The sequence below is a fragment of the uncultured Dokdonia sp. genome, assembly GCF_947496725.1.
GTDB lineage: Bacteria > Bacteroidota > Bacteroidia > Flavobacteriales > Flavobacteriaceae > Dokdonia.
On record NZ_CANMDS010000001.1, the window covers coordinates 805,839 to 820,797 of the forward strand.

Annotated in this window: 12 protein-coding genes; 3 read left to right on the forward strand and 9 right to left on the reverse strand. The window is 38.6% G+C overall.

All coding sequences use genetic code 11. The annotated features are described in order from the left end of the window. Nucleotides 1–71 precede the first annotated feature (71 nt). Entirely contained in the window at nt 72–467 is a 396-nt protein-coding gene (locus tag Q0948_RS03705) for a DUF983 domain-containing protein (RefSeq protein WP_298347615.1), read from the forward strand. Between the two features lie 35 nt (nt 468–502). On the opposite strand, the gene Q0948_RS03710 is transcribed toward Q0948_RS03705, so the two are convergent. From Q0948_RS03710 to Q0948_RS03750, 9 genes are all read right to left on the reverse strand, one after another. Next, the gene (locus Q0948_RS03710) at nt 503–1,558 is read right to left on the reverse strand and encodes an FAD-dependent oxidoreductase (RefSeq protein ID WP_298347613.1); all 1,056 of its coding nucleotides are present in this window, start codon (nt 1,556–1,558) and stop codon (nt 503–505) included. A gap of 113 nt (nt 1,559–1,671) precedes the next feature. Beyond that, nucleotides 1,672–2,562, reverse strand: coding sequence for a gliding motility protein GldN (gldN, locus tag Q0948_RS03715; protein WP_298347612.1), 891 nt, complete (start codon nt 2,560–2,562; stop codon nt 1,672–1,674). A 13-nt stretch (nt 2,563–2,575) separates the two neighbouring features. Then, the gene (gldM, locus tag Q0948_RS03720; RefSeq protein ID WP_298347610.1) at nt 2,576–4,126 is read right to left on the reverse strand and encodes a gliding motility protein GldM; all 1,551 of its coding nucleotides are present in this window, start codon (nt 4,124–4,126) and stop codon (nt 2,576–2,578) included. A gap of 48 nt (nt 4,127–4,174) precedes the next feature. Beyond that, nucleotides 4,175–4,810 carry a gliding motility protein GldL gene (gene gldL, locus Q0948_RS03725; protein ID WP_298347608.1) on the reverse strand — a complete coding sequence of 212 codons (636 nt, stop codon included), beginning with the start codon at nt 4,808–4,810 and terminating at the stop codon, nt 4,175–4,177. A 78-nt stretch (nt 4,811–4,888) separates the two neighbouring features. Further along, nucleotides 4,889–6,268 (reverse strand): gliding motility lipoprotein GldK, encoded by a 1,380-nt coding sequence (gene gldK / locus Q0948_RS03730; protein WP_298347606.1) that lies wholly within the window; start codon nt 6,266–6,268, stop codon nt 4,889–4,891. A gap of 107 nt (nt 6,269–6,375) precedes the next feature. Next, nucleotides 6,376–7,542, reverse strand: coding sequence for a formimidoylglutamase (locus Q0948_RS03735; RefSeq protein ID WP_298347604.1), 1,167 nt, complete (start codon nt 7,540–7,542; stop codon nt 6,376–6,378). 3 nt (nt 7,543–7,545) lie between these two features. After that, complete coding sequence (gene topA / locus Q0948_RS03740; RefSeq protein WP_298347602.1) at nt 7,546–10,071, reverse strand: type I DNA topoisomerase; 2,526 nt, start codon at nt 10,069–10,071, stop codon at nt 7,546–7,548. Nucleotides 10,072–10,218: 147 nt separating this feature from the next. After that, on the reverse strand, nt 10,219–10,992 hold the full coding sequence (locus Q0948_RS03745) for a hypothetical protein (RefSeq protein WP_298347600.1): 774 nt from the start codon (nt 10,990–10,992) through the stop codon (nt 10,219–10,221). Between the two features lie 51 nt (nt 10,993–11,043). Beyond that, complete coding sequence (locus Q0948_RS03750) at nt 11,044–11,979, reverse strand: lipid A-modifier LpxR family protein (RefSeq protein ID WP_298347598.1); 936 nt, start codon at nt 11,977–11,979, stop codon at nt 11,044–11,046. Between the two features lie 126 nt (nt 11,980–12,105). On the opposite strand from Q0948_RS03750, the gene miaB reads away from it, so the two are divergent. Both miaB and Q0948_RS03760 read left to right on the forward strand, forming a co-directional pair. Beyond that, the gene (gene miaB, locus Q0948_RS03755; RefSeq protein ID WP_298347596.1) at nt 12,106–13,569 is read left to right on the forward strand and encodes a tRNA (N6-isopentenyl adenosine(37)-C2)-methylthiotransferase MiaB; all 1,464 of its coding nucleotides are present in this window, start codon (nt 12,106–12,108) and stop codon (nt 13,567–13,569) included. A gap of 92 nt (nt 13,570–13,661) precedes the next feature. Next, nucleotides 13,662–14,930 (forward strand): sigma-54 dependent transcriptional regulator, encoded by a 1,269-nt coding sequence (locus tag Q0948_RS03760; RefSeq protein WP_298347595.1) that lies wholly within the window; start codon nt 13,662–13,664, stop codon nt 14,928–14,930. Nucleotides 14,931–14,959: the final 29 nt, after the last annotated feature.

Here is a 14,959-nt window from a genome sequence, read left to right on the forward strand (position 1 = left end):
TAAAAGTTATTATTTGGTATGTACTAACCGTGCAAAGATGCTTAAATTTGTAGTTAAAAACTAAGGAGATTATGGGAATTCTAAAAGGCAGTAAACTCAACAGTATTCTTACAGGAAAGTGCCCTGTGTGTCAAAACGAGTCTATGTACAAAAACTCAAATCCTTATATCTTATCTGAGACGCTCAAAATGCACGAGCGCTGCTCTCACTGTGACACAAAATATAAGATAGAACCTTCTTTCTTTTATGGTGCTATGTATGTGAGTTATCCCGTAGGGATTGCTTTTGCAACAGCAGCTTTTGTGATTACCTATTTCTTTTTTGAGGCTAATCTGGTTAATACATTTATTGCCATTGTAGGTACAATGATTGTATTTATGCCTGTGATTATGCGACTTTCTCGTAATATATGGATCAATTTCTTTATGAAATATGACCCTAGTAAAGATCAACTAGTAAGTAAGTAAGATTACGCTTTCGCGAAAGCGTACTAAACTACTACCTATATCTCCAGCTTTTTTGGAAATCTCATTATATCTACCTCCTCTGGAAGTGGAATATTGTTTTCTATAAATTCAAATAAATAGTGTGCCAGCAGAGGTCCCGCCATTATGCCGCGAGTACCTAGCCCGTTAAGTACCGCAAGCTGCTTGAACTTAGGGTGGGGTCCTAAAAGCGGCCTTCTATCTCCTGTAGTGGGGCGCACACCTGCTTGTTCACTCACTACCTCGTAGGGCACAGTGACAAGAGTTTTAAATTTATCTTCGAGCTCTTCACGAGCTTCTTTTGTGCTCTCCCAGTCCTTATCTGTCCAGTTATAAGTTGCTCCTACTTTGTATAAATCCTCACCTAGCGGCACTACAAAAAATGATGTTTTGATAGCGGCAGTCAGCTTTAATTTTGGAGCTTTTATGATGATGTACTCTCCTTTGTTTCCTACTAAAGGTAATCTGTTAAAATAAGGGTTCTGCTTGATACCATATCCTTCGGCAAAGACTATGTGATTTGCTTCATAATCTTTATACTGTACTCCGGCATCTGTAAGTGTGAGCTGTGTGTAGTTGAATTCCGCTTTCGCGAAAGCGGACATCTCTTCTAGATATTTTTCATAGTGCTCTTGTAATGTGGTAATGGCTATACGCCCAGTCTCTGCAACTTCTCCATAGTTATATGGTGCATCTATAAACTCACTGTCTGCCTTTACAAGAGGCGTTTTTACAAAACGCTCAAGCCCCTGCTTATCACTTGCAGCAAACCAATTATTTTGATCTTCTACCGAGTGAAACACTTTTCTTACAGCCATAGGGTACATAAACTGCGCATCAAGCTTTGCTTCAAGATTCTGAAAATAGGGAATAGCAATATCAAACTGCTCTACCGCTTTCCAAGGGAGGGAGTATCGTTTTAAAATAACAGGATTATATAAGCCAGCAGCTACCCTGCTTGCTCCTTCTACACCTTTATCAAAAACCATAAACGTTTTTCCAGCCTTTATACATTGCTCACAAAAAGCAATACCAGCTAGACCTAGTCCCACAATTATATAATCTACTTTCATCACATTGCAAAAATACAGCAATAGATGATGAGAATAGTGTTAATAGACACTCATAAAAAAAGGCCATCAAAACAATGTTTTGATGGCCTTTTTAAGCTTATTTAAGAACAACGCTAGTAATTCCAGAGATCCTGCTCTATATCACGTATGCCTTCTTTAATACGATTAGACTCAAGTAACTGCATCATTGCATTGTCACTTATGTACTCTTTAACCTTACGATCTCCTTGTACATTGTCTTCTTTATAAATTGTAGCATTAAATCGTCTACTATTGAGTAGATGGTCAAATGATATGGGTAATGAGGTATTCTTGCGGTTAAAGGCTTTTGCATTATGCAATACCTCTCTTGCTCCTGGAAACCATATCCAGAAGAGCTCAATATCTGCCGCACTAGAATCATCTAAAAAGTTTACATCACCAGATACTGGTGCGATACCTAATAGACGGTACTTTAACTCACCTTGACGCTTATCTATATACCAGTACCCACGTACGTGATATGCATTAATGTCATAAGATGTAATCTCTGTACGCTCAATGTTATAATCTGAAATAGACTCTCCTGCGTTAAACTGATCATACCCCTCATCTGAAGTATCGATCTTTACCATTGCCGCAGAAAGGTCTTCTAGCTGAATCTTTTCTGTAAAATATGAGTCTCTATATATCGCATCAATTTTACCGTTTTTAATGTTCTTTACAAGAACATCAAAAAGTGAACGACGATCTGACCCCATATTTACCGTATCAATAGGGTAATATAAAGGAAAGTTAACGCGCTCATCAAGATCAATAACTTCCCACGTATTTTTTGCCCATAATACATCACGTTTTTCAACGTAACCATATGGTAATGGTTTGTCATTATCTTTTGCTTTTTGCTCTTCAGTTACTTCAAACATCTCGTCTGGCGTCTTTGCATTAAGGATGTTTCCTTGTGCAAATGCAGGTACAGCCATTAAAAGACCTAGTGCAACAAAAATTAAACGTTTAAGACTCATAATAAAATTTATTTTAGTTTGATAGCTCAATGATAATTGGAGACACCGTCTTCAATCTTATAGAGTTACCTGGTATACTTGCTTTAATATCAAATATCTGTACTGAAGATCCTCTCTTTGCTCTTTTAAGAGCAGACTTTGCAGCAGCATTAAGCTTGTTTCCTTGTACAGCAACAGTAGCTTGATCACCAGCTCTAAACTTGAAACTATTAACTCTTAAGTTAAGGTCAAAGTCAAAATCTGGAAGTACTGCATTAATAGGCGCAGCACCTACTGTGTTACGAGGTTTCTTAAGGTTACCACCGTCATCTCCTCCTAAAGCTCCTACTGGACGTGGGATATCTTTAATACGGAAAACAGCTTTATCAGAAACAGTTCCACCACCATCTGGCAACTTTGCTGTAACGTTAATAGTCACCTCTCTACCTTGCGAAGGTTTCATATTGTACTTGCTTCCTGATCTTTTAGAAAGGCCTGCTCCAGATGCTGTAACAGCATTATCTGCAACACCAGCAAATGATATCGTCATAGGGTTATCTACACCACGGTATACAACATTCATCTTATCTGCAGCTATTGTTGCAGAGTTAGGCTTGTTTATTGTTGTAAAAGCCTGCTCTACAGCAACCTCTATTTCTTTACCGTCTTGAGGGTAAAATAATGTACCTGTGATTTTGTGATCACCTACTCCACCAGTGTTTACTCCTAATACTAGTTTACCACCGTCATAAGAAATCTTATCTGAAGGTATTGCTCTTCCATCAAGCTTAAGCTCAACTCTAGAAGGTTTTGTAGAAGCATCTACACGACCTAAAGAAAGAACACCATCAAATGTTGACCCTGTGTAATAAGCACCTTTTGAAGTAGTCATTACAGTCTCGTAATTATCTAAAGAAGCAAGCTCCTTAAGATTACCAGAAAGTAACTTTGTTAAAAGCTCGTTTTCTACAACCTTGATATCATTTTGTAATTGAGACATCTTAGTTAATGAAGAAACAGATGGAAACCCTACAAAATTGTAAGAGATATAATCTTTTTCTACACCTTCTCCATCTACAACATCACTTGTACTAAAATCTTCATTGATTTGAGCAACTAGTGCTTTATTGTCACCTGCAAGCTTTACCATACCGTCACGGTACTTTGCCATCTCATCAAGAAAAGTTTGCCCTTCTGGTGTGATTTTTCCTCCTTTATAGAAGCGCTCATCTAGAAAGTTAGACTTATCCATCGCTTCATAATCTGTCTTATCTTCTACTTCTGCAAGTAGCGCATCTTTCTCTGAAGCTAGATAAGTAAAGTATGCATCTCCTAGTTGCTTTGCAGACTGAGCTGTTGCTGCAGCTGCTTTGAACTCTTCATTTTCGTTTGCTTTCTTAGAAAGATCTGCTAGTGCCAGATTATTCTTAGTTTCAAACGTAGTATTAGAACGATCAAATTTTTCATTTATCGATCCAAAAGCCGATAGTACCTCCTTAGACATATTAAGTGCTAGCATAGCTATAAACACTAGATACATCAGGTTAATCATCTTCTGCCTTGGGCTTTGTTTTCCTCCTGCCATTGTTTTTAATTTTAGCTGTTAGTTAGTTAATTGTAAAAACAACTAGAATTAGTTTTTGTTCATAGCAGAAAGCATTCCTCCATACACACCGTTCAGTGAAGAAAGGTTTGTTGCAAGGCTTTCCATTTGCTCTTTAAGTTTTCCTGCGTTTGCAGTTACTTGCTCATTGATTTCTGCCTGACGGCTAGAAGACTCAACCTGCACTTTATAAAGGCTATTTAAAGATTCCATTTGAGCAGCAGCTAGTGCCATCTCTTCAGAGTATTTTTTAGTAGAGCTCATTGCATCTGCAGTAGGCGCTATTTCTTTTGCTGCTCCTTCAAAACCTCTTATGCTTGCACCTAAGCTAGACATAAGTTCAGAATCGATTTTTGCTTCTTTAAGCATATTATCTAATTTTTTAGATAATTGTGCTTCTGCATCTGCAGGAGCTGTAGCTTTTTTCTTAGATCCACCTGCTCCGCCTGCTAGTTCTGGATATACTAGAGCCCAATCAAGTTCGTCATCTACTGGTTCAAATGCAGAAATTGCGAATACTATTGCCTCTGTAACAAGACCTACAATAAGCATCTCGTTTCCAAAAGGCCAGTGCATAATTTTAAATAAAGCACCAATAATTACAACTGCTGCTCCTAGTCCGTAGACCATATTCATTAATTTCTTTCCAGTTTTAGATTTTGCCATGACTAATAAAATTTTTTAGTTTAGTTAAGTTAATTTAGTTAAGTAATTGAATAATATAATTTGGGTAAATAATATTAGTTATTTCTTCGGTTTTCTAAGGTTGATTTTCTCATCAATTCCCATAAAATCCTGTACGGTTCTAAAACCGATATAACTACGTGCAGAGTCTTGATACTCATAATCACGTGAGCTTACCTGTAGGAAGTAAGCAACGTCTTTCCAAGAACCACCACGTATAACTTTACGACGGTTGTCCTTATCGTTTACGTTAGGGTTAATAGTAGACATATATTCATAAGAAGCTGGATCATAAGAAGAAGCTACCCACTCAGACACGTTACCTGCCATATTGTACAGGTTGTAGTCGTTAGGTTCGTAAGCATCTGCCTCTACAGTATATAGCGCTTGGTCTGCACCATAATCTCCTCTTAAAGGTTTAAAGTTTGCTAAGAAGCATCCTCTATCATTTTTTGCATATGGTCCACCCCAAGGGTAATCACCACTTTCCAGTCCGCCACGAGCAGCATATTCCCACTCTGCTTCACCAGGAAGTCTAAAACGATTTACAAATTGTCTCTTTTTTGATTTTTGGTAAGAGTTCTTATACATTGTTCTCCACTCACAAAATGCTTTTGCTTGCATCCAAGTAACACCTACAACAGGGTACTCTCCGTAAGCATCGTGCCAGAAGTAATCATTGTGCATAGGCTCATTGTAAGAGTATGCAAAATCCTTAATCCATACAGTCGTATCAGGGTAAACCGGAACAACCTCTGTCTTAATGTGATCTTTACGACGACCACCGTTCTTCTTTGCGGCAGCTTGTATGTCTAAGTATGTGTAACGGAAGTTAAGTTTATCTACGTCTATGGTGCGCTGTCCATTATAAGCCTCTTCTAGCGGGATATACATTGTATCCATCACCTCAGCATAATACTCATCTGGATACTCTGCAGTATCCCATATGATATCTATATCCTTATTAAGTTTACGACCTTCAAAGCCAGTCTCGCCTAACCCATAATAGTTATCGTACATATATTGCTCGTATGGCGTCATATTTTCTGGATCTGCATCACTAAATGCAAAATCACCTATACTCGCACCATCACCAGCTCCTGGAGTCTCTCCAAGCTCATCTGCCAGTATAGCAAGTTTTGTACGTACAGTAGAGTCTTTAACCCACTCTACAAACTGCCTATATTCGGCGTTTGTGATTTCTGTTTCATCCATATAAAAAGAACGAACCGTAACAGTTTTAGTAGGAGCATCGTTTACCGCAGCAAAGTCATCATCACTTTTACCCATTATGTATGCACCTCCAGAAACGAGAGTCATACCAAATGGTTTTTCGGGATTCCATCGCTTGCCTTGAGCGCCAACGAGTTCTCCACGATCGCCTTTGCCACAACTAGACAGCAAAGCTACTATCGCAATAAATGCAATATACTTTTTCATAGGATATTAGGTTAAGTATTCTAAGTTAAGGGCGTAAACCTATTTATTTTATTTGAAATAAACAATTTATTCGCCAAAAATAATCTTTTCATCGTTGAAACACACAATCAAACCTCGTTTTTCTTTCTCGCTTTAAACCATCTTTCGGGGATATTTTGGTTACAAGCGTCCAGATAATCTTGGTATGTGCAAGGTAATAACGTGTGCCTTTTTAATTTATTATTCAAGCCCATAATAAATGGTATTTCTATCCACCATCGGGCTGTTTTCTCACTTTTATAAAACGTAAGCACCTCATCTTCAATAGGTACTTGATAGGTAAGGAAATTACCTTTTTCTACATCCATATTTTCGCTTGCGCGAAAATTCACTCCCTCAATAAAGTACCACATCATCTGTGCAACTAGCATAGCAGCCTTTTCTTCTTGTGCATCATTATGGTATTCAAAAATCCCAAAAGAACTTACACGATCACTTATGCCTGCATATCTTGCAATGGTACAAATCTCTTTTCCATCAAAGCCATTAGGCATTTTATTATGTCGTGTACTCAACTCACTACTGCGTATAGCATTAAGATCTATAGCTACAAGATCTGCATCACGCATAACAGGCTCAGTAATATTTATAGCTGCCGAAACATTACCTAGTCTATAGGAGTCAAAATACAACTTATCCATCAAATCTATTTCCTCTTGAGGATTAAAATAGGTTTGATACCCAATATTTGAGTAATTAAATAAATTATAAGGCTCTGTGACAATAATTTTACCCACATAAGACTTGTTGTTTATGGGCTGGCTGGCATCACCTAGATCAAAACGGCTATCTACATTAACGATATTAACCATTTGATCTAGCTTATCGTAAGAACGATAAATAGGATACACTAGATCCTGACTTCCTCCTATATAAATAGGTATGATTCCTTTTTTAAACAAAGACTCATTAAGTGTGCGTATTGCAAAGTACGTATCATCTACAGATGCGCCCGGGTCTATATCTCCCAGATCTGCAATAGTAGTATGCCAGTTTCCGGGAAACAGTTCATAAAATGTTCGGCGCACTTCGGTAAAAGAGAGCCCATCTGAAAGATTATTGGGGTCTCTTCTTTTTTCGCGTAAGCAAACTATAGCTATGCGCACCCCTTCTAATTCTGGTAGTCCTTCTTGCTCGCTGTGCAGCCTTATGTTATTACCTAGTGACTGGTGGTGCTGCAACTGTATATGTGCAAGCGCAAGATCTGGAATAGGGAGGAGCACCTCAAATGCCATATATTATTTCTTTTTTGCTGTGGTTTTTTTCTTAGCCGGAGCTTTCTTTTTTGCTGGCGCCTTCTTTTTGGTAGCCTTCTTTTTTGGAGCTTTCTTCTCGATGTAGTCTTTTATCTCATCAAGACTTAAAGCAGCAGCATCTATATCTTTACTAAGCTCTATTTTGAGCTTACCTTTTATAATATTAGAACGTCCCCAGCGTGCTTTTTCTACACGTATTCCTTCTTCTGGAAAATCCTGAAGTACTTTATCTATTTCCTTTTGCTTTTTGACTTCTATAAGCTCTACAATATCCTCATCAGAGAGGTTATCAAAATCGTACTTCTTGTTTACGTTTATAAACATTCCGTTCCATTTTATATACGGGCCAAAACGCCCTGTACCTTTTTGAACCGGAAGGTCCTCATACGTATATATAGGAGCATCTGCCTTTTGCTTTTCTTTGATGTACACTATAGCCTCATCTAGATCTACATCCATTGGGTCACGTCCTTTAGGGAGTGATACAAATGTTTTTCCAAACTTAACATATGGTCCAAAACGACCATTATTTACAGACACTTCCTCTTCTTCAAAAGTTCCTAAATCTTTAGGTAGTTTAAAGAGGTCCATTGCCTGCTCATACGTAAGGTTACTAAGCGTTTGATCTGGGCCTAGACTTGCAAATCGAGGCTTCTCATCATCCTCTACAGAACCTATCTGAACCATAGGACCAAATTTACCTAGACGCACACTCACAGGTTTACCTGTTTCTGGATCTTTACCTAGTATGCGCTCTCCTACTTCACGCTCTGCATTTTTTTCTACATCTTTTACGTGAGGATGAAAGTCTTTATAGAAATCCTTCATCATTTTAGTCCACTCCTGCTTTCCTTCTGCTATGTCGTCAAAATCTGCTTCGACCTTTGCAGTAAAGTTATAATCAAGGATGTTTTCAAAATGCTGAACCAAGAAGTCGTTTACGACCATCCCTACATCTGTAGGAACAAGCTTTCCTTTATCTGACCCTACAGTTTCTGTAAGAGTTCTATCTTTTATCTCGTTGTTTTCAAGACTAAGCACATCATAAGATCGCTCCTTCCCTTCTACAGTACCTTTTTCTACATACTTACGATTTTGGATAGTCGTAATAGTAGGTGCATATGTAGATGGACGTCCTATACCTAGCTCTTCAAGTTTCTTCACTAGAGAAGCTTCTGTATAACGGTATGGTGGTCTTGTAAAACGCTCTGTGGCGGTAATGTATTTATTAAGTAATGTCTCTCCTGTTTTAAGATCAGGAAGTAAACCTGTTTCTTCTACATCTTCATCATCACTACCTTCTAGGTATACTTTTAAGAAACCTTCAAACTTTAAGATTTCCCCATTTGCTGTAAAATTATCTGTACCTGCACTAGAAGCTATTTGCACATTTGTGCGCTCTAGTTGTGCCTCGCTCATTTGTGAGGCAATCGCACGTTTCCATATAAGTTCATATAGACGTATCTGGTCGCGGTCCATATTTACAGAATGCTTTGAGAAATCTGTAGGACGTATCGCCTCGTGAGCTTCTTGTGCTCCCTTAGACTTCCCTTTATAGTTACGTTCTTTATGAAACTCCTTACCATAAGCAGCTACAATCTCTGCCTCTGCTCCAGCCTTTGCATCTTTAGATAGATTTACACTATCTGTTCTCATATATGTAATATGCCCAGCTTCATAGAGTCGCTGTGCCATCGTCATCGTTTTACTTACAGAGAAGTACAGTTTTCTACTTGCTTCCTGTTGTAAGGTAGAGGTAGTAAATGGTGGTGCTGGTGATTTTTTTGCTGGCTTTTTAGTAAGCGCATCTACTTTAAAAGTAGCACTAAGGTTTTTCTCAAGAAAAGCCTTCGCCTCTTTTTTGGTAGTTATATTTTTAGGAAGTTTTGCTTTAAAAGATTTTCCATCTTGCGTAGTAAACTCTGCATCTACTCTATATGATGCTTTAGGCTCAAAACCTAAAACCTCACGCTCACGCTCTACAATAAGTCTTACAGAAACAGATTGTACACGCCCCGCCGAAAGACCTCCTTTTACCTTTCTCCATAATACTGGAGAGAGCTCATACCCCACTAATCTATCAAGCACTCTACGCGCTTGTTGTGCATTTACAAGATCATAATCAATCTTACGAGGGTTCTCAATCGCTCTTAATATAGCCGTCTTTGTAATCTCGTGAAAAACAATACGTTTTGTACGGTCTGGTGTTAACCCAAGCTCTTGTTCTAAGTGCCAGGCTATAGCCTCTCCCTCGCGATCCTCATCACTAGCGAGCCACACCATCTCTGCCTTATTTGCAAGAGACTTAAGATTTCTCACCACCTTTTTCTTATCGTCTGAGACTTTATATTTTGGAGTAAAATCTCCATCTACATCAACACCTAACTCCTTAGAGGGAAGGTCTGCAATGTGTCCAAAACTACTCTCAACTTTATAGTCTGAGCCTAGAAATTTTTCTATCGTTTTAGCCTTTGCAGGTGACTCCACAATGACGAGATTCTTTGCCATACATTTTATTTTTTCAGATTACAAAAGTAGATGTTTTATTTATATCGCAATCCGCAAGGCCGTTATTTCTGTAATAAATGCATTTTTAAAGCCTTGTAAATTGTGGTTTAATAGGGCTTATTACGCTTTCGCGAAAGCGCACTCACACTACACACCTATCTGAGCAATGAGGTCTTCATCTTCGGTAAAGCCTACCACTTCTTTATACACCAGGTAAGCCGGTAAATACACAATTGAAATCGTTGCATACACCCCTACAAAACAAGCCATCACCCCTACCACAAGCGCAAGAAAACCTATAATAAGACAAGCCCCAAAGGTGATTCCCCACTTTTTTGTTCCAAGAGCAAAAGCAGCTTTTAAAATATCGTTTACAGAGAGTTCTGGGTTAAAGGCAAATATGATAACGGCAAATTGCAACGGCACAAGCACAAAAAACAAGGGGAGAATAAAAAATAACATCGCAACCACGGCAATGCCTATTTGAGCCATAGACAAGATGAGCACCTTTTTTATATGCTGTTTTTTTATAAACATCCCAAAGCCTACACCCAGCTCGCTGCGCTTGTTTCTATCTTTCATACGCACGATTCTATAAAACGCGGCTTGCAATGCAAAGTTTACCACCGCCATTACAACGGTAATTATTAGGTATAAAAAAAACATTGTGATAATTGCCACGATGCCTACTTCCTCATCACTATAACTATTGATATCATTATAATCTATAAATGCTCCACCTAGACTAAAAGGCAACATAACAAGCATAGATATCCCGTAAGAAATAGCTACGGTTAGTATCTGCAAGAGTAACCCTTGTAAGAACACTTTTTGAAATAGGCTGATAGACTCTCCAAAGAGATTGCCAAAATCTACGTGTGGTGCATTTTTTATTTTGGTGAGTAAGTCTGTGTGGGTCATAAATAATACTGGTTTATACTTATAAAGATGAACGCTCTAAAATAAGGTAATTTAAAATCGTCTGGCAAATTCAAAGGTTACGTACTGACTTCTTCCCTCTCTTTTGGTTTCTTTGGTTCTAAATTTATAGATTATACGGTAGGTGTTGCGATGCGATCGATAGACACCTCCTGCCTTAAAAGAAAAAACTACTGGCACTGCAGGTAAGGTAAAAGGAGAACCATCACCTAGGGGATTACCTTCTATAAGCGCGTTAAGCACTACATACTCAACTCCTACACCGCCTACACCATAAAATTCTGTTGTGTTTCCTACTTGGCCATATGCACTAGAGGTACTCACTTGCGCCCTATCACCTATGTACAAAAGTGCTTCCTGACGTGCATACATTCTTCTTGAACCTATAGCCACAGAAGATTGTAGTGCAGCGTTTTTAAACAGATTAGAATTAGGTATCACATAGTCCTTTACATAACTTCCATAAAGATTAATGTGTGTACTATTTGCAATCTGGCCAGACCATACGGGCATAAATGCTCCTATAAGGCTGTGATAATTGAGTTGTAAGGTACGCGCTCCAGATTGCTCTCCAGCAAGACCTATCTCAAGACCCACAGCATACAAGCTATTTTTCTGAGCTTTTGTAAGATTAAACCTTGCAAATAAATAGCCCGCATAAGGTCGCTCTAAGCTGTCAAAGTTTTCTACAAATAGCTCACGTGGTGTATAAGTCTCTTGACCTATTATGATATCATATTGTAACGGCGCCTCTTGCGTATTTTTAAAAATAAAATCCTGTTCTAACTTTCTACTATATCTCAAAAAACTTCCTGCGGTATAATAACGGTCTATTGCAAAAAGAAAGTCATTATCGTGTTGTATAGAAAACTCTTGTGTATACAGTTGCTTAGAAGCAGGCTCGACATCTTGAGACCAAGCTTGATGCGTGAGTATACAAACTAAAATAGGGAGTAGCTTGAGTTGCAATTTTTTAATTTTTGCTACAAATTACGAGAATTTATGTCAATTCTAAGCGCCTGCCACTTTGTCACAATTCTTTATTAACTGTATCTTTGCATAATCCTTGACAACGTATTCAGGACGATTAAGCAGATGGAAAAAATAATAGACGAGCATAAACAAGGGGAAGCGCTTACACTAGAGCGAAAACTCGAGAACAGTAAAAAACTTTTTATTGAAAGTTACGGTTGCCAGATGAACTTTGCAGATAGTGAAGTGGTGGCTTCTATACTAGCAAATGAAGGATATAACACCACTCAAAATCTTGAGGAAGCAGACCTCGTGCTTGTAAACACGTGTTCTATACGCGAGAAGGCAGAGGTTACTGTAAGAAAGCGACTCGAAAAATACCAAGCCGTAAAGCGCAAACAAAACCCTACAATGAAGGTAGGTGTGCTAGGCTGTATGGCAGAGCGTCTTAAAAGCAAATTTCTTGAAGAAGAAAAAATTGTAGATCTCGTTGTAGGTCCAGATGCCTATAAAGACATTCCTAACCTACTAAGTGAGGTAGAAGAAGGACGTGATGCTGTAAACGTTATCCTTTCTAAAGAAGAAACGTATGGTGATATCTCACCAGTGCGATTACAAACTAACGGAGTTACCGCTTTTGTATCTATCACACGTGGTTGTGATAATATGTGCACATTTTGTGTGGTACCATTTACAAGAGGTCGTGAGCGTAGCCGTGACCCGCAATCTATACTAGAAGAAGTACAAGATCTTGCAAATAGAGGGTTTAAAGAAATTACCCTACTGGGTCAAAACGTAGATTCTTACCTATGGTATGGCGGTGGCCTCAAAAAAGATTTTGACAAAGCCAGTGAGATGGCAAAGGCTACTGCGGTAAACTTTGCACAGCTTATGGATATGGTGGCTAGAGCACAGCCTAAAATGAGAATACGCTTCTCTACCTCAAACCCTCAAGATATGACGCTAGACGTTATTGAAGTGATGGCGAGCCATAAAAACATCTGTAACTACATACACCTACCAGTTCAATCTGGAAGTGACAGAATACTCAAGCTTATGAACCGCCAGCATACGGTAGCAGAGTATAAAACGCTTATAGATAATATAAAAAACCTTATTCCAGACATTGGGATAAGTCAAGATATGATAACAGGTTTCCCCACAGAGACCGAAGAAGATCATCAAGGCACACTAGATCTTATAGACTACGTAAAGTATGACTACGGTTTTATGTTTTACTACTCTGAACGCCCAGGAACCCTTGCTGAACGTAAAATGGAAGATGACATTCCTCTAGAAATTAAGAAAAGAAGATTGCAAGACGTCATAGACTTACAGCGTGAGATCTCAAGAAAAAATCTATTAAGATATCAAGATCAAACCATAGAGGTATTAATAGAAAAAGAGTCCAAAAAGAATAAAGATGAGTGGAGCGGCCGCAATGACCAAAACGTAGTTGCCGTTTTCCCTAAAGGTGATTATAAAGTAGGTGATTTTGTAAACGTTAAAGTAAATGAGTGCACTACTGGAACGCTAATAGGAGAGGCTGTGAGTTATGCAGATTACTGGTATAACAATGTAGACTAATACATTTTAAAGGGCTTAATTACGCTTTCGCGAAAGCGTAAAAACAACCATCACAAGCGAGCGCTGTGACACGACAAACGAGTTAAGTAATTATGGAAGGAATACAAACCACAAAACAAAGATTTGGTATTATAGGAGATAATCCTGGGCTTAATCGTGCAATCGAAAAAGCAATACAAGTGGCGCCTACTGATATATCTGTACTTGTTACGGGAGAGTCTGGGGTAGGTAAAGAAAGTATCCCACGCATTATACACTCGCTTTCACATAGAAAACACAATAAGTACATCGCCGTAAACTGTGGAGCAATTCCAGAAGGAACGATAGATAGTGAACTTTTTGGCCACGAGAAGGGAGCTTTTACTGGAGCTACCTCCACCAGAAGTGGCTATTTTGAAGAGGCAGATGGTGGTACCATTTTTCTAGATGAAGTAGGAGAATTACCGCTGCCTACACAAGTGCGCCTTTTAAGAGTTTTAGAAAATGGAGAGTTCCTAAAAGTAGGATCTTCAAAAACACAAAAAACAGACGTACGCATTGTCGCTGCAACAAACGTAGCGATGTTTGATGCCATTGAAGAAGGAAAATTTCGTGAGGATTTATATTACAGGTTAAGTACTGTAGATATTGCTTTGCCACCATTAAGAGAGCGCAAAGGCGATATACACTTATTGTTTAGAAAGTTTGCTTCAGACTTTGCTATGAAGTATAAGATGCCTACCATACGCCTAAGTGATGAGGCTATACAACTACTCGTGCAATATAGATGGAGTGGTAATATAAGACAACTACGCAACGTAGCTGAACAGATATCTGTACTTGAGACTAACCGCGAGGTAGACGCTACAACTATAAGAAACTATTTACCAGATACAGGATCTAGACTTCCTGCGGTTATAAAATCACAAGAAAAGTCAGACTTTTCTAACGAGCGAGAGATTCTTTACAAAGTGCTTTTTGATATGAAAGCCGACTTAAATGATCTTAAAAAGCTCACGCTCGAGCTTATGAAAAATGGCAACACGCAGGATGTTCGCCAGGAGAATGAAAGTCTTATAAACAAGATTTATAATGATGACCAAGACGACTCTTATGAGACGGTAGAAGAAGTGATGGATGTATTACAGATACCTCAAAAATCACAACAAGCCCCTACTCCACCTCCTACAGAGCCAGTAATAGATCCATATCACTTTGCAGAGGAGATAGAAGAGGAAGAAACTTTATCGCTACACGACAAGGAGCTCGAACTTATAAAGAAATCATTAGAGCGTCACAAAGGAAAACGCAAGGCTGCCGCACAAGAACTAGGTATAAGCGAGCGCACACTTTATAGAAAAATCAAACAGTTTGATCTATAACCTTAGGCTTGTACATTCAATTTTTAAAC

Bases quoted from the DNA above. Each gene is read 5' to 3' on its own strand.
- gldK (WP_298347606.1), bottom strand. From the start codon at position 6,268: ATGAAAAAGTATATTGCATTTATTGCGATAGTAGCTTTGCTGTCTAGT.
- gldM (WP_298347610.1), bottom strand. From the start codon at position 4,126: ATGGCAGGAGGAAAACAAAGCCCAAGGCAGAAGATGATTAACCTGATG.
- topA (WP_298347602.1), bottom strand. From the start codon at position 10,071: ATGGCAAAGAATCTCGTCATTGTGGAGTCACCTGCAAAGGCTAAAACG.
- Q0948_RS03760 (WP_298347595.1), top strand. From the start codon at position 13,662: ATGGAAGGAATACAAACCACAAAACAAAGATTTGGTATTATAGGAGAT.
- Q0948_RS03745 (WP_298347600.1), bottom strand. From the start codon at position 10,992: ATGACCCACACAGACTTACTCACCAAAATAAAAAATGCACCACACGTA.
- miaB (WP_298347596.1), top strand. From the start codon at position 12,106: ATGGAAAAAATAATAGACGAGCATAAACAAGGGGAAGCGCTTACACTA.
- gldN (WP_298347612.1), bottom strand. From the start codon at position 2,562: ATGAGTCTTAAACGTTTAATTTTTGTTGCACTAGGTCTTTTAATGGCT.
- Q0948_RS03710 (WP_298347613.1), bottom strand. From the start codon at position 1,558: ATGAAAGTAGATTATATAATTGTGGGACTAGGTCTAGCTGGTATTGCT.
- Q0948_RS03735 (WP_298347604.1), bottom strand. From the start codon at position 7,542: ATGGCATTTGAGGTGCTCCTCCCTATTCCAGATCTTGCGCTTGCACAT.
- gldL (WP_298347608.1), bottom strand. From the start codon at position 4,810: ATGGCAAAATCTAAAACTGGAAAGAAATTAATGAATATGGTCTACGGA.
- Q0948_RS03705 (WP_298347615.1), top strand. From the start codon at position 72: ATGGGAATTCTAAAAGGCAGTAAACTCAACAGTATTCTTACAGGAAAG.